At 53.2% G+C, this 20,211-nt stretch carries 17 protein-coding genes and 1 tRNA gene; 9 read left to right on the top strand and 9 right to left on the bottom strand.

Going from position 1 to position 20,211, the window contains the following annotated elements:
* The first annotated feature begins 41 nt into the window (after nucleotides 1-41).
* Both C7433_RS11635 and rplY read left to right on the top strand, forming a co-directional pair.
* Nucleotides 42-1,796 carry a DEAD/DEAH box helicase gene (locus C7433_RS11635; protein ID WP_110268207.1) on the top strand — a complete coding sequence of 585 codons (1,755 nt, stop codon included), beginning with the start codon at nucleotides 42-44 and terminating at the stop codon, nucleotides 1,794-1,796.
* Between the two features lie 131 nt (nucleotides 1,797-1,927).
* A complete protein-coding gene (gene rplY / locus C7433_RS11630) occupies nucleotides 1,928-2,212 on the top strand; it encodes a 50S ribosomal protein L25 (RefSeq protein ID WP_006119974.1) in 285 nt (94 codons plus the stop codon).
* Between the two features lie 92 nt (nucleotides 2,213-2,304).
* On the opposite strand, the gene yejK is transcribed toward rplY, so the two are convergent.
* Nucleotides 2,305-3,309: a nucleoid-associated protein YejK gene (yejK, locus tag C7433_RS11625; protein ID WP_110268206.1), complete on the bottom strand. Its 1,005-nt coding sequence runs from the start codon at nucleotides 3,307-3,309 to the stop codon at nucleotides 2,305-2,307.
* Between the two features lie 159 nt (nucleotides 3,310-3,468).
* Between yejK and C7433_RS11620 the strand changes: the two genes are divergently transcribed.
* The 3 genes from C7433_RS11620 to C7433_RS11610 all read left to right on the top strand — a co-directional run bounded on the left by C7433_RS11620 (nucleotide 3,469) and on the right by C7433_RS11610 (nucleotide 5,620).
* On the top strand, nucleotides 3,469-3,693 hold the full coding sequence (locus C7433_RS11620; protein WP_006119976.1) for a YejL family protein: 225 nt from the start codon (nucleotides 3,469-3,471) through the stop codon (nucleotides 3,691-3,693).
* 22 nt (nucleotides 3,694-3,715) lie between these two features.
* Nucleotides 3,716-5,470 (top strand): LPS biosynthesis-modulating metalloenzyme YejM, encoded by a 1,755-nt coding sequence (gene yejM / locus C7433_RS11615; protein WP_058708435.1) that lies wholly within the window; start codon nucleotides 3,716-3,718, stop codon nucleotides 5,468-5,470.
* A gap of 73 nt (nucleotides 5,471-5,543) precedes the next feature.
* Nucleotides 5,544-5,620: transfer RNA gene (locus tag C7433_RS11610), tRNA-Pro, on the top strand.
* A gap of 84 nt (nucleotides 5,621-5,704) precedes the next feature.
* On the opposite strand, the gene C7433_RS11605 is transcribed toward C7433_RS11610, so the two are convergent.
* The gene (locus C7433_RS11605; RefSeq protein WP_110268205.1) at nucleotides 5,705-7,219 is read right to left on the bottom strand and encodes an alpha-N-arabinofuranosidase; all 1,515 of its coding nucleotides are present in this window, start codon (nucleotides 7,217-7,219) and stop codon (nucleotides 5,705-5,707) included.
* Nucleotides 7,220-7,260: 41 nt separating this feature from the next.
* Entirely contained in the window at nucleotides 7,261-8,664 is a 1,404-nt protein-coding gene (locus C7433_RS11600) for a glycoside-pentoside-hexuronide (GPH):cation symporter (RefSeq protein WP_110268204.1), read from the bottom strand.
* 606 nt (nucleotides 8,665-9,270) lie between these two features.
* Between C7433_RS11600 and C7433_RS11590 the strand changes: the two genes are divergently transcribed.
* Together C7433_RS11590 and C7433_RS11585 are read left to right on the top strand one after the other, a co-directional pair.
* Nucleotides 9,271-10,524 (top strand): mechanosensitive ion channel family protein, encoded by a 1,254-nt coding sequence (locus tag C7433_RS11590; RefSeq protein WP_110268203.1) that lies wholly within the window; start codon nucleotides 9,271-9,273, stop codon nucleotides 10,522-10,524.
* A gap of 253 nt (nucleotides 10,525-10,777) precedes the next feature.
* Nucleotides 10,778-10,981 (top strand): hypothetical protein, encoded by a 204-nt coding sequence (locus C7433_RS11585; protein ID WP_006119987.1) that lies wholly within the window; start codon nucleotides 10,778-10,780, stop codon nucleotides 10,979-10,981.
* A gap of 162 nt (nucleotides 10,982-11,143) precedes the next feature.
* On the opposite strand, the gene C7433_RS11580 is transcribed toward C7433_RS11585, so the two are convergent.
* The 3 genes from C7433_RS11580 to apbE form a co-directional block, all read right to left on the bottom strand.
* A complete protein-coding gene (locus tag C7433_RS11580; protein ID WP_058702163.1) occupies nucleotides 11,144-12,796 on the bottom strand; it encodes a multidrug ABC transporter permease/ATP-binding protein in 1,653 nt (550 codons plus the stop codon).
* Between the two features lie 85 nt (nucleotides 12,797-12,881).
* Nucleotides 12,882-13,523 carry a DNA oxidative demethylase AlkB gene (alkB, locus tag C7433_RS11575; protein ID WP_110268202.1) on the bottom strand — a complete coding sequence of 214 codons (642 nt, stop codon included), beginning with the start codon at nucleotides 13,521-13,523 and terminating at the stop codon, nucleotides 12,882-12,884.
* Nucleotides 13,524-13,536: 13 nt separating this feature from the next.
* Nucleotides 13,537-14,577: an FAD:protein FMN transferase ApbE gene (gene apbE / locus C7433_RS11570; protein ID WP_033740598.1), complete on the bottom strand. Its 1,041-nt coding sequence runs from the start codon at nucleotides 14,575-14,577 to the stop codon at nucleotides 13,537-13,539.
* 145 nt (nucleotides 14,578-14,722) lie between these two features.
* Here apbE and C7433_RS11565 point away from each other — a divergent pair, with 145 nt between their 5' ends.
* Both C7433_RS11565 and C7433_RS23740 read left to right on the top strand, forming a co-directional pair.
* A complete protein-coding gene (locus C7433_RS11565; RefSeq protein ID WP_006119983.1) occupies nucleotides 14,723-14,836 on the top strand; it encodes a hypothetical protein in 114 nt (37 codons plus the stop codon).
* 147 nt (nucleotides 14,837-14,983) lie between these two features.
* Nucleotides 14,984-15,139, top strand: coding sequence for a hypothetical protein (locus C7433_RS23740; RefSeq protein WP_006119982.1), 156 nt, complete (start codon nucleotides 14,984-14,986; stop codon nucleotides 15,137-15,139).
* Between the two features lie 31 nt (nucleotides 15,140-15,170).
* Here the strand turns inward: C7433_RS23740 and ompC are convergent, their stop codons facing one another.
* The 3 genes from ompC to C7433_RS11550 form a co-directional block, all read right to left on the bottom strand.
* Nucleotides 15,171-16,298, bottom strand: a complete 1,128-nt coding sequence (gene ompC / locus C7433_RS11560) for a porin OmpC (RefSeq protein ID WP_006119981.1) — start codon at nucleotides 16,296-16,298, stop codon at nucleotides 15,171-15,173.
* A gap of 583 nt (nucleotides 16,299-16,881) precedes the next feature.
* Nucleotides 16,882-18,051 (bottom strand): HlyD family efflux transporter periplasmic adaptor subunit, encoded by a 1,170-nt coding sequence (locus tag C7433_RS11555; RefSeq protein ID WP_110268201.1) that lies wholly within the window; start codon nucleotides 18,049-18,051, stop codon nucleotides 16,882-16,884.
* The gene (locus C7433_RS11550; RefSeq protein ID WP_039338184.1) at nucleotides 18,048-20,186 is read right to left on the bottom strand and encodes a type I secretion system permease/ATPase; all 2,139 of its coding nucleotides are present in this window, start codon (nucleotides 20,184-20,186) and stop codon (nucleotides 18,048-18,050) included. Before C7433_RS11550 ends, C7433_RS11555 begins: the two co-directional genes overlap by 4 nt.
* Nucleotides 20,187-20,211 lie beyond the last annotated feature (25 nt).

The raw sequence follows: 20,211 nt of genomic DNA, 5'->3' as shown, positions 1-20,211 counted from the left end.
TTCGTGGCATAATTGCAGCAGGTTTTCCAAAAGTGAGCAGCATGTCTTTTACTTTACGTCCCTATCAACAGGAAGCGGTAGATGCCACCGTCGCCCACTTCCGGCGTCATCATGAACCTGCCGTGATAGTGCTGCCCACCGGGGCCGGAAAAAGCCTGGTGATCGCGGAACTGGCACGCCTGGCCCGCGGCCGGGTGCTGGTGCTGGCGCATGTCAAAGAGCTGGTGGCGCAAAATCACAGCAAATATCAGGCTTACGGCCTGGAGGCTGATATCTTTGCGGCAGGCTTACAGCGTAAAGAGAGTCAGCGAAAAGTCGTGTTTGGCAGCGTGCAGTCCGTTGCGCGAAACCTCAGCCTGTTTGACAGCGCCTTTTCGCTGGTGATCGTGGATGAGTGTCACCGGATTGGTGACGACAAAGAGAGCCAGTATCAACAGATTTTTACGCATCTGCGTCAGCATAATCCTAACCTGCGTTTACTGGGCTTAACGGCCACACCGTTCCGTCTGGGCAAGGGCTGGATCTACCGTTTTCATTATCACGGAATGGTGCGTGGCGACGAAAAAGCCCTGTTCCGCGACTGCATTTATGAACTGCCCCTGCGCTATATGATTAAGCACCAGTTTCTGGTGCCCCCTGAACGGCTGGATATGCCGGTGGTGCAGTATGATTTCAGCCGCCTGACCGCGCAGGCGAATGGCCTGTTTAGCGAAGCCGATCTGAACCGGGAACTCAAACAGCAGCAGCGTATTACCCCACAGATCATTCGTCAGATTGTGGAATTTGCCGACGATCGCCAGGGCGTGATGATTTTTGCTTCCACGGTCGAACACGCACGGGAAATTCTGAGCCTGCTGCCGGAAAACAGCGCGCTGGTCTCGGCGGAAACCCATGCCAAAGACCGCGATGCCCTGATCGCCGCCTTTAAAGCCCAGCAGCTTAAATTTCTGGTGAACGTCGCCGTGTTAACGACCGGCTTCGATGCGCCGCATGTGGACCTGATCGCCATCCTGCGTCCCACGGAATCGGTCAGCCTGTATCAACAGATTGTCGGGCGTGGTCTACGCTTGTCTCCCGGCAAGAAGGACTGCCTGATTCTGGACTATGCCGGTAATCCCCACGATTTGTTTACGCCCGAAGTGGGGACGCCAAAAGGGAAAAGCGACAATCAGCCCGTGCAGGTGTTTTGCCCTGCCTGCGGTTTCGCCAACACCTTCTGGGGCAAAGCCACAAGCGATGGCATGGTGATTGAGCACTTCGGCCGGCGATGCCAGGGCGTTTTAGAGGACGACGAGGGCGAGCGTGAACAGTGCGACTACCGTTTCCGCTTTAAAAACTGCCCGGAGTGCAACGCAGAGAACGACATTGCCGCGCGTCGCTGCCGCGAATGCGACAAGATTCTGGTCGATCCTGACGATATGCTCAAAGCCGCCCTGAAACTGAAAGATGCTCGGGTTCTGCGCTGCGGTGGCATGACCCTGGAACAGGGCCGCGATGAAAAAGGCGAATGGCTCAACGCTACCTACTTCGATGAAGACGGCACCAGCGTCAGCGAGCGCTTTCGCCTGCAAACCCCTGCACAGCGCAAGGCCTTCGAACAGCTCTTTATGCGCCCGCACCAGCGCGCACCCGGCGTGCCGCTGGGCTGGCAAACCGCCGCCGATGTGCTGGCCTTACAGCCGCTGCTGCGTCATCCCGATTTTGTTGTGGCGCGCGCCAAAGGCCGCTTCTGGCAGATTCGCGAGAAGCTGTTTGACTATCAGGGCCGTTTCCGCCGGGCCAATGAACTCCGCTAGGTCGTATTAGCGTTTGCCCCGGTGGGGGATTACGGCTATAATGCCGCCCGCTTTTGCATGTGCATCAGCGGTGTTGAATAACCCTTCTGTTACTGGGTCGCCTGTAGCAGAAATTATAAAGAGACGTATTAATGTTCACTATCAATGCAGTAGAACGTAAAGAGCAGGGTAAGGGTGCGAGCCGCCGCCTGCGCGCAGCAAACCGTTTCCCGGCCATCATCTATGGTGGTTCAGAAGCGGCTGTTTCTATCGACCTTGACCACGACCAGGTAATGAACCTGCAAGCGAAGCCAGGCTTCTACGAAGAAGTTCTGACGCTGGTTGTTGATGGTAAAGAAACCAAAGTTAAAGTGCAGGCTGTTCAGCGTCACCCGTTCAAGCCAAAACTGCACCACATCGACTTCGTTCGCGCTTAATCGCCGGGTGAGTTGAAAGTAGAAGGGCCGGTTGCGAAACCGGCCCTTTTATTTTGTCTGCGGTCAGCCGGAACGTCATGTCCGGCTCGCCATTACTTACTGCTGGTACGGCGCTGTAGCTGTTCGCGCAGGTTGGGCGGCGTGCCCTTGATGGTCAGGGTATCCGTCACCGGGTCCCAGAAAATGCGCTCGCCAAGCAGCATGGCATCAAAATTTAGCGTCAGCCCCCCACCGCTCCCGGCAAATTTGGTTAACTGACGTAAGGTGCTGCGGTCGGCCGGGAAATGTTCTTCCAGTTCATAGCCCTGCTCCTGGGTAAACGCTTCAAACGTTTTATCCCCCAGCGGTGGCAGTTCGCCAGACAGCGCCTTCAGCGCAATCTCTTCGCCTGCCTGAAGTTGCTCATTACAGTAGCTGTAAACCTGCTGGCGATAATTTTGCCGCTCATTTTTATCCAGATTCGACTCGTCACAGTAATCATCTACCGCCTGTAACAGGCCACGGTTTTGTGCTTTGGTATCCAGGCCGACTTCCGCGCCCAGGAAATCCATAAAGAAATCGGCCACTTTGCGCCCGACCCGGCCGCGCAAAAAAGTCAGGTAACGGGTGGATTCCGGATGGGTTTCCCATTCGGTGAGATCGATACGTGCCACGATATCCGCATGATTGATATCCAGATAGTGTGTGCTACTGATATCCATTTGTTCGTTGACGCGCATACTGGACTGGCTGTTCAATACCGCCACCAGTAAATACTCTACCGCCAGGTAACGATACTGAATAAACAGCACCACGCCGCCTTCTGCAAAAGGATATTTTGCCAGTTCATCACGCAGGCGTCCGGTCGCCGCCCGGCTGAAGGCGAGGAAATCATCATGTCCTTTGCGGCAGTTACGCAGCGCCTCGGCCAGTTCGCTTTCCGCATTAAACAGCCCGTAAGCTTTACTCTTCGCACTGTAAACACGGTGCAACTCTTCCGCCATTGCTTCGACCGTGCTGGTGGCCGGCAGTAACGAATCACGCAACACCAGCTCTAGCTGATTTTCATCACGTTTAATTAACTGATGCAAGGCAATCTGGTCGATATCCAGACTCATGGTAAACTCCTCCTGGTAGCACAGGCGCGTATTCAAACACCGCCAGCAGCAGCTTTCAACTCTCTGCATAACGCAGACCGGATGCTTTCGATAAATTTGCGGAAAAAAGTGCGTTGTTCCGGTACTATATCGCCTTTTGAGACGAGATAAGTTTTCGCTATGCCACAATCATCCCGTTACAGCGACCAACGCGTTGAACAACTCCTCGCGGAAATGGCGCAGGTTTTGCAAAAAGACCAGGCTCCCACCGATCTCTCCCTGATGGTTCTGGGGAACATGGTAACCAACCTGATTAACAGCGATGTTGCGCCTGCGCAACGCCGCGCTCTGGCTCGTTCTTTTGCTGATGCGCTACAGGCGTCGGTAGACGACAGTACTCATTAATTTGCCGGTCTGACGTAAAACTATGGTAACCAACCGACAGCGCTACCGCGAAAAAGTCTCCCAGATGATTAGCTGGGGACACTGGTTTGCTCTGTTTAATATCTTTTTCGCGCTCATTTTGGGTAGCCGCTATTTGTTGGTTGCCGACTGGCCTGCCTCCCTGGCGGGACGTATCTATGCGTACAGCAGTTGGATTGGCCACTTCAGCTTTATTGTCTTTGCCGCCTATTTACTGATTATTTTTCCGCTGACGTTCGTCGTTATGTCGCAACGTCTGATGCGGGTCCTGTCGTCGGTGGTGGCCACGGCAGGACTGACACTGCTGATGGTCGACAGCGCGGTATTTAACCGTTTCCATCTTCACCTTAATCCGGTGGTATGGGAACTGGTGATCAATCCTGATCAAAGTGAAATGGCGCGCGACTGGCAGTTGATGTTTATCGGCGTGCCGCTGATTTTTTTGGTGGAAATTTTGTTTGCTACCTGGAGCTGGCAGAAGCTACGTAGCCTGAACCGCCGCTCTTTTGGCAAACCGCTGGCGGCCCTGTTTATCTGCGCCTTCTTTGCCAGCCACCTGATGTATATCTGGGCGGATGCCAACTTCTACCGCCCTATTACTATGCAACGCGCCAATCTGCCGCTCTCCTACCCGATGACCGCGCGACGTTTCCTGGAGCGCCACGGCTTACTGGATGCGCAGGAATATCAACGCCGCCTGGTACAGCAAGGCGATCCCGAAGCGGCGGCCGTGCAGTATCCGCTGAGCGATATCACCTTTGCGGATAAAGGTACGCGCGATAACCTGTTAGTGATCACGGTGGATGGCCTGAACAGCGCCAACACCGACACGGCGCTGCCCGCGCTAGGCGCGTTTGCCCGTCAGAACGTGCGTTTCACGCAGCACTTCAGCGCAGGCGATAACGCTGAAAGAGGGCTGTTTGGCCTGTTCTACGGTATTTCACCCAGCTATATGAACGGCGTGCTGGCGCAACGTACGCCTTCTGCCCTGCTGACGGCGCTGAGTACGCAGGGCTATCAGTTTGGTTTGTTCTCTTCTGACGGCTTCAACCAGCCGTTGTACCGTCAGGCGCTGTTGTCAGATTACTCGCTGCCTGCCAGCGGCGATCAGCCCAATGCCAGCACCGTATCGCAATGGCAAAACTGGCTGAGCACGCAAAAAGTTGACGGCACGCCATGGTTCTCCTGGCTGGCCCTGAACGGACCGGATATCAGCGGCAACAATGACAAAACCCGCCAGCGCAGCTATCTGCGCCAGGCACCGGCACTAAATGAACAGATTCAGGCGATCCTCACCACGCTACAGCAGCGTGATTTGCTGAAAAACACCGTGGTCGTGATTACCGCACAGCACGGTATCGCGCTGGAGGGCGATCCGGATAACGAGGGAAATCGCCAAAACCTGCAGGTGCCGCTGGTGATTCACTGGCCGGACACGCCCGCACAGACGGTGACGCGCCTTTCCGATCATCAGGACGTGATGGTGACGCTGATGCAGCGCTTGCTGCATGTGCGAACGAATCCGGTGAATTATGCGCAGGGTGAAGATCTGTTTGCGGCACAGCGCCGTCATGACTGGGTGACCAGTAGCGAAGACAATAAGCTGGTCATCACCACGCCGAAAGTCACGCTGGTGCTCAACAATAACGGTAGCTATCGCGCCTACGACGCAGACGGCAATACGTTGAAGGATCATAAACCCGAGCTGGCGCTGTTGTTGCAGGTGCTCACAGAAGAGAAGCGTTTTATCGCTAACTGATTAATAATAAGGCAGTTAGGCGTTGGAACGCTTGCATTCGTGCTGATAATCAGTAGACTAGCTCTCCAAAGTTCGGCACGTAGCGCAGCCTGGTAGCGCACTGTCATGGGGTGTCAGGGGTCGGAGGTTCAAATCCTCTCGTGCCGACCAAATTATCCCGAAAAAACCAACCTTTACGGTTGGTTTTTTTATGTCTGTCTCCGGGCCCGCCAACCTGGCCGGCCCGACCTGTATTCAACCCCGCAGATCAATCAGCACCCGGTTCCAGCTCAGCGGCGGCAACGTCACCTGCATCTGACGACGTTCAGCCTCAGTGAGCGTGCGTGACGTTGGCACCACGTTGTCGGGCTGAGCAAAAGTGTTTTTTGCGTCCAGCGCATGACCTGCCAGTATGCTGTGTTCGGCTATCGTCCCTTCACCAAAGTCATCGAGCATAAAGGCCACATCCGCTGCCTCATGCGCGTGCATATTGAGCGCGAAGAAGGCAATTTGCTGTTTCTCTTCGTTGTACACCGCCGCGCTCTGTATCTGCCGGGTTTCGCCGTGCACCGTATTCAGGGTGGGAACATTGGCAAAATAGCGTAAGGCATGCCCTCGCCCGCAATGGCTCACCATCTGGAAAGGCCAGTAGATTGTCTGGCGAATGGCCTCCCCTCCCGGACGGGTAAAGATGGGGGCAATCACATTAACTAACTGGGCCAGAGAAGCCATTTTTACGCGGTCACAGTGATTGAGTAACGAGCACATCAGCCCGCCAAACGTCAGCGCGTCAAGGAAGGTGTAAGACTGTTCAAGTAACGGCGGTGCTTCCTGATAGCGATTAGCGGGATCGGTAAAGTAATCCTGCCAGGGCTCGCCTTCAATGGACCAGATATTCCATTCATCAAACGACAGCATCATTTTTTTATCGCTACGCAGTTTGGCTTTCACATAGTCGGCTGTGGCCGTGATGGTATGAATAAAATCATCCATTCGCTGGAAAGACGCCAGGAAGTCCTGCGGATTGCCGGTGCTGTTTTCAAAATAGTGGTGGCAGGAAAGGTAATCGATCTGATGATAAAGCCCTTCCAGAACGATGCGATCCCATTCCGGATAACTGGCCTGTAACGAGTTTGAACTGCCACAGGCGACCAGCCTGATATCCTGATCGACCCAGCGCATGATTTTTGCCGTTTCTCGGGCTTTTTTCACGTAATCTTCTGCACTCAGTTGCCCGGTTTGCCAGTCACCGTCCATCTCGTTACCCAGGCACCAGAGTTTAAAATTGTACGGCGCTGCCCGACCATGCTGGATACGCAAGTCGCTCAGCGCGGTCCCCGATGCCACATTACAGTACTCAATAAAGTAACCGGCCTCCTGCGGCGTGCCGGTGCCAAGATTTACGGCAATCATGGGCGTCAGCCCATAGCTTTCACACCAGGTCGCGAACTCATCAATGCCAAACTGATTGCTCTCTTTGGTAAGCCATGCGTAATCCAGCCGCACGGGACGCTCAGCTTGCGGCCCAATACCGTCTCGCCAGTTGTAACCAGAGACAAAGTTGCCGCCAGGATAGCGTACGGTGTTAATCCCCAGATCCTGCACCAGGGCCCCCACATCCTGACGAAAACCGTGCCGATCCGCCGTGACATGACCGGGTTCATAAATACCGCTGTAGACCGCACGTCCAAGATGTTCCACAAAAGAACCGTACAGCGCGTCATTGACCTGGCCGATGTAGTTTTGTTTTTGAAAAAAGTACTTAATCATTTTCTCCCCTTCTGTCTTCTCTGTGGCGAACGCGCAGAGGCTCACTCAGGATGCGTCGATAACAGGTCGTCTTCGATGGTTTTCATTTTGGCCGTGGTCAGTATGTAGCGCGTGCGGACCAGCCACACAGAAAGCAGATAACCCACGACCGGAATCCAGACCATCAGCGTATAAATGCCCGCAATCGCACTAGCTTTTTGAATGGCGACATTGGCCTGATAACCGGTAACCGACAGCACGGCCCCCACCATCGCGCCACTGACGGCCAGCGCAATTTTGAGTGAAAACAGGTTACCGGAGGCACAGATGCCGGACAGACGTTTACCCGTTTTCCAGTCGCCATAGTCATCCACATCGCCAATAAACGACCACAGAATGGGCGCGCCAATCTGATGAATCACTGACAGAACAAAGAACCAGACAAAGACCACCAGCACATTCTGAGCGGGCAGAAAAAAGAACCCGACAGACATCATCAGCGCGATAGCTTTGCATGCCTGGTAAACGGTGACTTTGCACCAGCGGTTGGTGAAATAGGGTGTGATATAGGAACCCAGAATCCCGGCGACAATCCCGGTGCTCAGAAATAGCGTGGCATAATAATCGTTTAGCCCCATCACGTATTTGGCAAAATAAATACACGCGGCCCCGCGCACAAACGACGGAATACAATCCAGGAACATGGCAAAGACACAGACGACCCACTGATCGTTTTTCATGATTTGCCGGATAATGTTAAAGATGGAATCCCCGGCGTTGCTTTTGGGGATCACGCGCTCCCGTGTCGTAGCCACGCAAAAGACAAACAGGAACAGGGAAATCACGGCAAAAATTGTAATGACCCAAAAGAAGCCCATTTGCCGGTTGCCGTTACCGAAGAAAGCCACCATCGGCAACAATGTCAGAGTACAGAATAAGCTGGCAAAGCCAGCGCCCATAAAACGAAACTGCTGACAGGACACCCGCTCCTGCGCATTGGTGGTGATAACACCGCCTAGCGAGCAGTACGGAATATTCACACCGGAATACAGCAGTGACAAAATCAGATAGGTAATAAACGCATACAGGATCTTTGCATTGCCCTGCAAATCGGGCGTGTAAAACATCACCATACAACTCATCGCAAACGGTACGGCGAAGCCAATGATCCATGGACGAAAGCGCCCCCAGCGTGTGGTGGTTTTATCAATCCAGGCGCCATAAAAAGGATCAAAAATCGCATCTGCAAAACGGACAACAAGAAAGATGGTCGCCACCACGCCCGGTGTCAGACCAAATATATCCGTATAAAAAAATGACAGGAACAGGGTTATCGGGTTGAACAACATATTACAGGCTGCATCACCGGCCCCAAATCCGGCCTTCTCAATAAAGCCTACACGACCCGAGCGGTCTGACTGAACAGTGTAATCGGCATGAATGGTTGACGTTATGTGCGTTTTCATTTTCCACCTTCCTGAAAAGAGGTGGCGATAAGCATATGTTTTAGAGGTGTTTTTAACCTACGATAACGCTCTCATAAGCAAAATAATAACCATATATTCCATGTATTCAGCGTATATGGGCATATATTCAGACATCATCTCGCCTGGGATAAAACCGACAGCAGCCTGGTTAATACGCGTCAGTCACCATCAAAAATTTAATTTTCTGCAAGTATAAAACCCGACGCTAATCACCTTCCCTGTGCAAAGGAGAAAAACGCCGACGATATTATTCCTTCTCTGATTCGCCTCTTCCCTGTCTTTATCTGCAATGCGGTTTGCTGCGATGGAGACCTCCGCGCGTTACCCGCACTCACCTTCATGAGACAATGCGATGCATCGACAAAACATCGCGGTTAACGACCCGCGCTGGAACAGATAGCCGCGCACGTCAACAACAGCACGGTCACCACCTCCGGGCTGACGGCCCGTGCCGCGCGGCTTACATTCAGGCACAAACAACATTTATTTAACCGCGGTCGCGCGAAGAGCAGGCGCACGCTACGCTTATCGCCATCAACAGGTTTGTGGTTGAATACCAGCAACATTTCCAGGCTTACGATTAACATGAATTATTTTAACGACATACAACACTTTATCGAGAATAAACCCGCCCTTTCTATTGCTGTTAACCTCCTGGTGTTGATTGTCACGGGCCTGGTAGCCCATCTGATATGCAAATTTTTTGTGGTCAGAGTGGTGCGTAAAGTGTTCTTCAGCAGTCACAAGAATCAGGTGCCGCTGGATAAAGATGTCAGATTGTCTGAAAAACTATCCAATTTTATTCCGGTCATCACGGTCTACTTCCTGTTGCAGTTTATGCCGGACCTGCCCGAGCACCTGTTAATCGCCATAAAAACCATTTGCGGCATTTTATTTATGGTTTATCTGTCGCTGTTTTTTAATGAAGTACTGGAGATTGTGAACATCTCCTATGTCAAAAAATCAAAACGTAAAAATCATTCAATCAAGGGCTATATTCAGGTCGGTAAGATTCTGGTCCACATTATCTCTGCGATAATGATCCTGGCCATTATGTCGAATAAGTCGCCAGCCATTATCATCTCCAGTCTGGGTGCCGTGGCAGCGGTTCTGATGCTGGTCTTTCAGCACACCTTGTTATCACTGGTGGCGAATATTCAGCTCTCATCGAATGACGTGCTACAGCTTGGCGACTGGATTGAGCTGCCCGCGAATAATATCAGTGGCGAGGTCATTGATATCGCGCTGCACACCATCACCATTCGTAACTGGGACAATACACTTTCGCGTGTGCCCACAAAAACCTTTTTGACCGAAACGTATACCAACTGGCAGGCAATGTTTTCCTCCGGTGCACGACGCATTATGCGGAGTTTCTACCTTGATCAAACGTCAATACGCTTTGTAGATCATGCCATGCTGGAGCCGATGGTCCAGGTCCGCGGCATCAGCGAACAACTGTCAAAGCTGATGGATGGTCGGGAACTGAGCGCGGTTGGTGACCGTTGGTTTGTTGAAAACGGCATGACTAACCTGATGGTCTTTCGTCACTATCTTACTGCCTGGCTGACACAGCGGGAGGATATCCACAAAGACATGTATATCGTGGTGAGATCGCTGAAACCGTCAGCCGAAGGCTTACCGATTGAGATCTACTGCTTTACCTCCTCCGTACTCTGGGTGGACTATGAAAATACGCAGTCGGCAATCTTTGAATATATCTATGCCATCGCTAACGTTTTTTCATTACGTATTTATCAGCGCCCGTCCGGCAGCGATCTCAGTTTTCTGTCGCAGGGGCCTGTCCGGCAAGCAACAGAAAGTGAACCCCAACCGTGAAAGCGGAAAACGCAGAACAGATAGCATGGCAGTGAGCGGATAGTGAGTCGGGCCACGCTGAGGCGGTTTCCCTCTGGCTTGCCAGAAAAAGGCCTGAAAGGGAGATTCAGGAAAAAAGTCATTGGGTTAACGTGACATGCAAAGTGTTTGTGGCTTCACAAAACGGGCAAATATGACAGCCATTCATGAAATTGAAACAATTTTGTAATAAAAATAACTTATTCTGTTTCCTCCTGAAATCGAGGATACAGATATGGTCATCAAAGCTAAGAACCTGAAGGATGCAGAAGACTTACTGCATTCAGGCATCAGTAAGGTGGAGCTGGCATACGACATCGGTTGTGACGATTTCTTCCGTCTGGCAAGTCAGTGGTGCGATCGCGGTGCGCGCATCAGTAAAGGCCAACACCACTTTGTCGTGTCACTAAAAAACTTTGCCATCCCACCCAATGATTGATTATCTCAAGCGACCAACCCACCGTTGTTGGCTCTGGCACTGTCAGGCCTGAGTGGAAGCTGAAAACGCCAACCCAACATTGAAAAGCCGCTGATTTGAGCGGCTTTATCTTTTGTCTTATTTCCGTTAATCGTCGATGCGCCGGCAACGGCTGCCACGCGTCTACAAGCCGGTGTCGGTAAGCTTTATCGCATCCTGCGTGGCCCGCTCGCGCTCACTGTCGGTTAACTCATACAGCCTGCCATCGCGCATCTCCAGCAGACGATCGGCATGAATGAAGTAGTGATCATCATGGCTGATTGCAAAGACGGTCTTGCCCGCCGCCTGCAACGCAGGCAGCAGTTCGCGGTAAAACACCCGGCGGAAATGCGGGTCCTGATCGGCGGCCCACTCATCCAGCAGCAAGACGTCGCGTTGTTCCGCCACCGCCAACAGTAACGCCAGCCTTTTGCTCTGCCCTTTCGACAGTTGCAGATTAAGTATCTTATTCCCCTCAATCTTCAGCTTGTCCTGCATTTTTAGCTTTTCAAGCCATAGCTGGACTCGGGCAGGCGAAGCCGGTTCGCCCTGACTGTCAATCAGGCGATCAAACAGGTGCACATCGGTAAAGACGGCTGAAAAATGCTGCCGCCAGGCATCCCGGTCGCCAGCATCGACCGGCTGACCGTCGATCACCAGACAACCGGACTGGGGCTGATACAGACCTGTCAGCAGCATCGCCAGCGTCGACTTACCGCTGCCGTTACCGCCAATCAAAAACACCAGTTCGCCACGACGAAGCGTCAGGTTGACCGGCCCCACCCGAAACCCGTTTTCACCGTAATGAAAGGTGACGTCGCGCAACTCAAGCGTTTGCCACGGAGTTGTTGCTGCGGGGACAGGAAAATCAGGTTGATAAGGTGCAAGTTCAAACAGCGCGAGTTTGCGAAAGGCCACCTGCGCGCTGAGCAATGTCGGCAAGGCCCCTACCGCCGACAGCAGCGGCGTGCGCAGAAACAGCAGCGTCAGGGAAAACGTTGCTGCGACAGCCGTATTCGCCCAGCCCAGACTGTTTGCCATGAAAAAGACCATGCCGATAGCACCCAGCGTCATGATATTGGACCAGTTGACGGCACTGAGGTGGAAAGTATCGGCGCGCACAATGTGGTGCCGGTAAGCGCGGGCATCCTGCTGATAAACCGTGTCATAAATCAGTCGGGCACGCGCGCGGTTAAGCTGCAGCTCTTTACGTCCTTCAATCACCGTCTGGTAGTCACGGTAAAGGTTGTCTTCAACTTCACGCAGTTTCGCCATGTGCTGATAAACCCGGGAAACCAGCATCCAGCCGCCCACCAACGTCACAGCCAGCCAGCCGCTGGTCACCAGCAACATTTTCGGCGACAGCCAGGCAAGATAGAGCGCTGAACCCAGCGTGATAATGATGCCCTGAATCAGCTCCGGCAGACGCACAAACGCAAGGGTAATGGCCCGGATATCGCTGGTTAATCCTGCCAGCAGTTGCGCACTGCCTGTTTGCTCAATGCGCTCCACGCGCGTATCCAGAATACGTTTGATAAATTCGCCGCGCAGCCGCCAGACAAACTGATGCCCCAGCCAGGTCAGCGACAGCTGTGAGGCCAGGGTCACCGCCATCAGCAGCGCGACCTGAGCCAGAAAAGCCGGCAACACGCTTAGCGAGGTATTCACCGCAACAATCATCTGACTGTTAATAAACGCAATCATGCCTAATCCCAATGCCGCACTCAGCAGGGTGAGCAAAATCACGCCAATAAACGGCCAGCGATACTGATTAAAAACAACCTGTAACAACGCCATAAAACCTTACCCGGCAATCCAGTGAGCCTGCAGTGTAAAGTGATGGCAAATGATAGCAATAGTTATTCGCACTAACTTGCGCACGTTAAAACGCCCGGCGAAATGTCAGGTTATAGCGGAACGCGCCAGTCAGCGGATGAATACCGGCTTTCAGCGGCAATATTCCATGGTAACGCAGGCGAGACGGGCCGCCCCAGACCACCACATCGCCGTGTTCAAGTAGCACCCGCTGCGCCTGATCGCTGCGTTCAAAACCACCAAACTGAAATACAGCAGGCAACCCCAGCGACACAGAAACGATCGGCTGACGCAGATCTTTCTCGTCTTTATCCTGATGCAAAGTCAGTTTTGCCCCAGGTTCATAGCGGTTGATCAGGCAGGCATCCGGGTTAAACGCCGGAAAGCCCGCCTCTTCTGCCGCCTGACGGGCCAGTAGCCGGAACGTCTCCGGCATCGCAGGCCACTGGCGTTGATGTGTGCTGTCCTGCTCACTGTAACGGTAGCCGCGCGCATCCGTGGACCAGCCAAAATCACCACAGTTGGTCATGGCGACGGACATGCGGTGTCCTCCCGGCGTAATACGGTGTTCAAACGGATTGCTCGCCGCAATCGTCATGATCGCCTCATACAGTGCGTCGGCCTGATCGCGGGCACGTCGCCGCAATATCACGGCGCCGTCCGCCAACGGTTCCTGCCAGGGTGAAGCGTCACTAAACAGATCCAGCATGCGTTTCTCTCTGTCAGTCAGATGGAATAATGAAAGCGGTAAATTGTGGCGACATCCAGCTCACAAATTTGTCCCCTTCCTTCGTAATCAGGTACACCGCCAGCTTCTCTTTCAGAGCCAGCGCTTTGGCTTTTTCTGTGCCTAGCACCATAAGCCCAGTATCCCAGCCGTCGGCTTCCATCGCGGTCGTGGCAATCACGGTTGCCGAAACCAGCTTGTGATCGACAGGCCGGCCTGTGGCCGGATCAATAATGTGGGAGAGGCGTTTACCGTCCAGTTCATAATAGTTGCGATAGCTCCCCGACGTACTGATCCCATGGCCCTGCAGATCGACTCTGGCCTGAACCGCATTTTCTCTGTCGGTCGGTTTTTGAATCGCAACCCGCCACGGCTGGTTCTGCGCGTTCATTCCGCGGGATAAAACGGCTCCCCCGACCGACACCAGATAGTTATTGATGCCTTCCTGCTCCATCAGGCGAGCCAGATGATCGGTGGCAAATCCTTCGCCCATAGTGGAGAGGTCGACATACAAGCCTGGCAGATCTTTCTGCAGCCATTGTCCGTTGCTGCCCTGTATGACGCGCAAATGCTGTAAGCCGGTCAACGCTCTGGCCGCAGCAATCTGTTGATCATCGGGAATATGCACGGGCTGTTTATCCGGCCCAAACCCCCATAAATTCACCAGCGGTCCCACCGTAATATCCATGGCGCCTGCTGTTTTTTTACCGATACGTAAAGCCATCGTCACAATATCAGCCATGTTTTCACTCACCGGCTGCGGTGTGGTGGCGCGGCTCTGATTAAAGCGAGAGAGCACGGAGGTAGCCTTCCAGGTTGAAAGTTCGGCATCGTCGGCATCCAGTTGTTGCTGAATGCGCTGCTGCAGATCGGCTTTACGCGTTTCATCCACGCCCGCCAGGCTCACCCGCCACACCGTTCCCATCGTTTTCCCTTCCAGCACCATTCCGTCTTTGGTTTTTGATGCGGGATGATCACATCCTGCTACCAGCAGGACCGCCGCCACTAACAGCAGATTAATCTTACTTCTCATCATTATTCATCCATAACGGGCGTTTTATGCCTGTTTCAAAGCATAAACATTAAGTAAATTAAATTAAAACTGGTTGATAAAGCTGAGTGAGTCGCACAGACTGGATCGTTCTCCTCAATACTGAGGGCGTAAGCATAAGGAGCAACAGATGATTTATATAATCCTTGCCGTTGCGCTGGGCCTGTTCGTTATTGGCAGTTATAAAACCTGGCAACAACGCCGTCACCGCCACATGGTTACGACTTATCTGCGCCGTCGTTGATCACGTCTGCACCATCAAAGGTCATTCTCTTCCCCTGAATCGCCGGCCATTGTAGCAAAACGGGCGAGATGTCCGTGGCTATGAGAGCGGTCGGACTGGCATGAATTCTGCACGTGTAATGCTATCTGCGTTGCCGGGAGAGAGAGGATGGAAAAGCCAGAAATCGGAATGACGGCGTTACAACGCTGGTTAAGTTACGCCGCGTTTACCTTGTCAGGTGTGGCGTTTGAAGGGGCGAGATACGGCAACGTTCTTGTGCCGTCAGACGAAAACCATCCGCCAGCCTCGGTGGGTGAGGAATAACGCAGGGAGCGCATAGCGCTCCCTGCTTTTATCAGAACTGGTAAACCAGTCCTACGCCCACCACATCGTCGGTATTGATACCGGCCGCTTTGGTAAAGTCATTATCGTCCAGCAGGTTGATTTTATAATCAACATAGGTCGACATGTTTTTGTTGAAGTAGTAAGTCGCCCCTACGTCGACGTATTTCTTCAGATTTTGTTTGCCCCAGTTCTGGACATCAGTACCGCGTGAGTTGATGTACGCCAGAGACGGACGCAGACCGAAATCAAACTGGTACTGCGCCACCAGTTCCCAGTTGTCGGCTTTATCGGCGTATCCGTAAGCGGTGTTCGCCTGGTTGCCGCTGGTGCTGTCGCCAAAGCTGATGGCGTTATAGGCGCGCGTGTACATCGCGGCCAGGTAAATATTGTTGGCGTCGTATTTCAGGCCACCGGTATAGGCTGCAGCTTTATCACCGCGTCCCAGAATGCCTGGCGCATTACCATTTTGGTTATTAGTACGATCGGACTGGAAGGTCGCGGCACCGATGCCGAAGCCCGATCCCAGATCGTACGTGGTGCTCAGGCCCCAGCCGTCGCCGTTCTCACCCAACACATCACGACCGCCTGACGTTTCAGTGGGGTTATCGTTCTTGCCTTGATACTGAACCGCAAAGTTCCAGCCATCGACCAGTCCGAAGAAGCCGTTGTTACGGTAGGTTGCCATGCCGTTACCGCGCTGGAACATAAAGTTATCCGCGCCATAGGTATCGCCACCGAATTCAGGCAGCACGTCTGTCCACGCGCCAATGTCGTAAGCGACACCGTAGTTACGGCCATAGTCGAATGAGCCCGCATCGCCGAATTTTAACCCGGCAAAGCCAACACGGGTATAGCTGTCAGCTGTTCCTTGGGCTTCTGAATTGTTGAGCGCGGCCTGGTATTCCCACTGGCCGTAGCCGCTCAGTTGATCGGTAACCTGGGTTTCACCCTTGAAGCCAAAACGCACATACGACTGATCGCCATTGCTACTGTCGTTGTCCGAGAAATAGTGCAGGCCGTCTACCTTGCCAAATAAATCTAATTTATTGCCGTCTTTATTATAGATTTCAGCCGCATTTGCCGATCCTGCCGCTGCGAGTAAAGCAGGGATCGCCAGGGAGAGAATGTGACGCTTCATTTTATTACCCTCTGTTATGTGCCTTTTATATTTGCCACTGCTGACCGATGATAAATCGGTTGAAGGCCCATTGTTATTTCAACAAGCGTAATAATCCATCGCTAAAATGATACGAAATTTCAGAAAGTGTTTCTTTAACTGTAAAATTTATTTCAGGATATGAATATTACGGAACTAATTAGCCGCACAGAGTGATAAAAAATAAAGCACAAATTGATAATCCCTTACTTAATAATAGTTATTCCTATGATTTTAGTGGGAATATTCCTAAGCACTCAATGATAAAACATCTTTCCCATAATCCCTATAATTACACCCGCTATCATCATTTATTTCTTATCTTCATTCACCCCCGAATGATTTCTTAAATGCTAATTAAGCGCCGGGCATATTGCCCGGCTTTTTTTTGCCTGCTGTTCAGTGTCTGGTCAGCTGTGCGGAAAATAGCACCGCTAAGTGCTGAATTATTCGTCACTTATGCCGCTTCGCCCTCGCCAAATTAACCCTCACCTCTTACAAAGTTTCCCCTGTATTTTATCACGGACCGAAACCAGCTAGGTTACCGGTCCGGTTCCACGCCTTATTAACGTTCACGCATCGATTCTTTAACCTTATTCAACGGCTTAAGCAAATAATCCATGACAGATTTCTGCCCTGTCTTGATCTCTACATTCGCCACCATGCCCGGCACAATGGGGAAGCGTCGTCCGGCCCGGTTTGTCAGCTCCGCTTTTTGTGTGCGGACATAAACACGGTAATAAAACTGATCGCGCTTAACCTCATCCTGCAAGGTATCCGGCGAGACCGTTTCCACCACGCCCGGCAGGTCACCGTAGATGGAAGAGTCATAGGCGGTCACTTTCACCACGGCTGGCAGGCCGGGCCGAATATAGGCGATATCACGAGGATTGATACGGGTTTCGATTAGCAGTTGATCTTCCAGCGGCACGATTTCCATCATCTTACCGCCCGGTTCGAGCACACCACCGACCGTGGTGACCCGGATATCCTTCACGATACCCCGAACGGGTGAAGTGAGCGTGGCACGCGTCAGCAGGTCTTCTTTGCCTGCGGCAACCTGCAGTTGGGCATCCAGTTCCGCATTGTTTTTTACCTGCTCTTCATGGGCACGGACCAGATAATCGTTACGTGCCTCATCAATTTTACCGCGCAGATCGCTGACCTGACGGCGCAGGCGAATGACTTCTACCTGCCCTGCGGCGCCCTTCGCCACCAGCGGTTCCGTTAAACGCAGCTCATCCTGAACCAGCCGTAAAGACTGTTGCAGGTTGCTGATCGTCTCTGTCAGGTTACGGCGACGTGATTCGTACAACTGCTTCTCACGCGCCACCAGTTGCGGCTCTTTTAGCGTCTCTGCGCTGAAGGTGAGCGGTGTACCAGACAGCTCTGCGCTCAGTCGCTCAGACGAAGCGCGCAGCGTCCTCACCCGTGCCTGCACTTCACCAAAGTTAGACTGAAAACGGGTGGGATCCAGAGTGGCCAGAATCTGGCCTTTTTCGACGATATCGCCCTCATGCACGTTAAGCTGCTTCACGATGCCGCCGTCCAGACTGTCAATTACCTGCGCACGGGTTGACGGCGTCACTTTTCCGGTGCCGACCGTGACTTCATCAAGAATGGCGAAATGCGCCCAGATCAGAAAAAGCACCAGCGCGGCGGTGCACAACCAGATGATGGTGGATGTGCGTCGCTCATGTTTGGCCAAATCTTTATCTAACATGACGATGCTCATGCTGCCCCTCCCTGACCGGCATCCGCGGTCGCGCGCCGCAGAATCTGCTCTTTTGTCCCATCCGCAATGATGCGGCCGTTTTCCATCACCACGATACGATCAACCATCTTCAACAGTGCGGGACGGTGCGTGACCAGGATTAACGTTCGTCCACTGATCCAGCTCTGCATCTGGCGGATCACATGATCTTCAAGTTGCTCATCCATCGAGGCGGTGGGTTCATCCAGCAGCACAACCTGTGGCTGGCGCAGAATCATCCGGCTGAGCATAATCATCTGGCGCTGTCCGCCCGACAGCCCACGGCCACCTTCATTAATAATGCGATCCAGACTGGCCGCATCCTGCTGAACCAGCGACAACGCACCGCTGATACGCAGCGCCTGCAGCATCTCCTGTTCACTGGCGTGTGGATTCCCCAGCAGCAGATTCTGGCGTAACGTGCCGAAGAACAGTCGCGAATCATGAGAAAGCCAGCCGAGCTGACGGCGGAGATCCGTGGGGTCGATTTGCGCCATATCCACGCCATCGACCAGCACTTTCCCCTGCGTGGCCTGTGCCTGACCGGCCAGAATTTTCAGCAGGGTGGATTTACCTGCACCGACCTTGCCCAGAATGGCGATTTTTTCACCGGGCCTGATGGTTAACTGCTGCACGTTGAGTACGTTCTTTTCGTTCTCTTCATCATAGGTGTAATGCACGTTGCGCAATTCATAGTGCCCGGTCAGCGTCGGACAGTGGGCCAATGTCGCGGTCTCAGGTTTATCGAGTGGTTTTTTCAGTAGCTCATCCAGCCCTTTCATTGCGGTTTTCGCATGCTGCCAGCGGGAAAAGACCATGGTGAGTTGCATCAGTGGCGCGATGGTGCGCGAGGAAAGCAGGCTACAGGCGACCAGCGTCCCGGTCGTGATTTGTGCGTCCAGCACCAAATAGACCCCAAAGACCAGCATGCCCGCATAGGTCAGCTGCTGCACGGTCGATGCCCAGCCCGTGAGTCTGGCCCCCCACAGGCGTTGCTGATTACCGATTGACGCACTGACCTCATGCGTTTGCTCCCACTGGCGTTGAAAATACGGCTCTGCCTGCAATGCCTTGATGTCTTCAATGCCTTCGATGGTCTCGACCAGCACCGCATTACGCAGTGCCCCTTCACGTAAGCCGGCTTTCGCCAGCCGGGCCATAGGAAACTGTACCAGCAGGCCTGGGATAATAATGAGGGGAATGGCGGCCAGCGGAATCAGGACCAACCAGCCGCCAATAAACGACATAATAAACAGGAAGAGAATGACAAAAGGTAAATCCGCCGCCGCGCCGACGGTCGTGGAGGTCAGTAACTCGCGCACCTGATCGATCTCGCGCAGTTGCGAGATAAAAGAGCCGGTTGATTTAGGTCGGGATTCGTTACGAATATTCATCGCCCGGGCAAACAGCATGGCAGAGACTTTCAGGTCAATGCGTTTCCCCATCAGATCGGATACCTGCGTGCGCATCAGACGAATCAAATATTCAATGGCGGCGGCAATCAGCACGCCCACAAACAGCACCCACAACGTAGCTTCGGACTGCGCAGGAATGACCCTGTCGTAGACCTGCATGGAAAACAGAATCCCGGCCAGCGCCAGAACATTACTGATGATCGATGCCAGGGAAATCTCAGCAATACGGCGGCCCATGCCCCGAAAGTTTTTCCAGAACCAGTGCGGCTCATAGGGCTGAACAAACTCATCAATGCGGGCATCCCGCCCACGAGCGGCAACGCCAATAACGCCCACATCCCCTTGTGTACGCGAAAGCAGGCCCGCCAGCTCACCTTCGCGAATCACGTCACCGCCTTCGCTGAGCCAGTAACGTGCGCTTCCCTCCCCATCAATGCCTTCCAGCACCGCCACGCTATGGTTTTCCATAACCAGCACGACAGGCGTGATGTCCTGGCGCCAGCGCAGTTTGTTGGGGGACACCATGGTCAGGTGCAGGCCGAGCAAACCGCAAAGCCGTTCAAGTTGCTGTTCAGCAGGGAGATGTTCGAACCAGCGCATCTGCTGACGCAGCGTTTTGCCATCGGCAGGCTTGCCGAAACGCGCCGCCACACGCAACATCGCGGCAATCCAGTTTTCCGTCTTCAGGTTTTGTACACTCATTATTCACGCCTTTTAGTGCAGACTG

The organism is Pantoea sp. PNA 03-3 (genome assembly GCF_003201175.1).
GTDB lineage: Bacteria > Pseudomonadota > Gammaproteobacteria > Enterobacterales > Enterobacteriaceae > Pantoea > Pantoea stewartii.
Note: the sequence above shows the minus strand (reverse complement) of the source record. Positions and strands in the feature narration are given on the sequence as shown.

Bases quoted from the DNA above. Each gene is read 5' to 3' on its own strand.
- C7433_RS11635 (WP_110268207.1), top strand. From the start codon at position 42: ATGTCTTTTACTTTACGTCCCTATCAACAGGAAGCGGTAGATGCCACC.
- rplY (WP_006119974.1), top strand. From the start codon at position 1,928: ATGTTCACTATCAATGCAGTAGAACGTAAAGAGCAGGGTAAGGGTGCG.
- yejK (WP_110268206.1), bottom strand. From the start codon at position 3,309: ATGAGTCTGGATATCGACCAGATTGCCTTGCATCAGTTAATTAAACGT.
- C7433_RS11620 (WP_006119976.1), top strand. From the start codon at position 3,469: ATGCCACAATCATCCCGTTACAGCGACCAACGCGTTGAACAACTCCTC.
- yejM (WP_058708435.1), top strand. From the start codon at position 3,716: ATGGTAACCAACCGACAGCGCTACCGCGAAAAAGTCTCCCAGATGATT.
- C7433_RS11605 (WP_110268205.1), bottom strand. From the start codon at position 7,219: ATGATTAAGTACTTTTTTCAAAAACAAAACTACATCGGCCAGGTCAAT.
- C7433_RS11600 (WP_110268204.1), bottom strand. From the start codon at position 8,664: ATGAAAACGCACATAACGTCAACCATTCATGCCGATTACACTGTTCAG.
- C7433_RS11590 (WP_110268203.1), top strand. From the start codon at position 9,271: ATGAATTATTTTAACGACATACAACACTTTATCGAGAATAAACCCGCC.
- C7433_RS11585 (WP_006119987.1), top strand. From the start codon at position 10,778: ATGGTCATCAAAGCTAAGAACCTGAAGGATGCAGAAGACTTACTGCAT.
- C7433_RS11580 (WP_058702163.1), bottom strand. From the start codon at position 12,796: ATGGCGTTGTTACAGGTTGTTTTTAATCAGTATCGCTGGCCGTTTATT.
- alkB (WP_110268202.1), bottom strand. From the start codon at position 13,523: ATGCTGGATCTGTTTAGTGACGCTTCACCCTGGCAGGAACCGTTGGCG.
- apbE (WP_033740598.1), bottom strand. From the start codon at position 14,577: ATGATGAGAAGTAAGATTAATCTGCTGTTAGTGGCGGCGGTCCTGCTG.
- C7433_RS11565 (WP_006119983.1), top strand. From the start codon at position 14,723: ATGATTTATATAATCCTTGCCGTTGCGCTGGGCCTGTTCGTTATTGGC.
- C7433_RS23740 (WP_006119982.1), top strand. From the start codon at position 14,984: ATGGAAAAGCCAGAAATCGGAATGACGGCGTTACAACGCTGGTTAAGT.
- ompC (WP_006119981.1), bottom strand. From the start codon at position 16,298: ATGAAGCGTCACATTCTCTCCCTGGCGATCCCTGCTTTACTCGCAGCG.
- C7433_RS11555 (WP_110268201.1), bottom strand. From the start codon at position 18,051: ATGAGCATCGTCATGTTAGATAAAGATTTGGCCAAACATGAGCGACGC.
- C7433_RS11550 (WP_039338184.1), bottom strand. From the start codon at position 20,186: ATGAGTGTACAAAACCTGAAGACGGAAAACTGGATTGCCGCGATGTTG.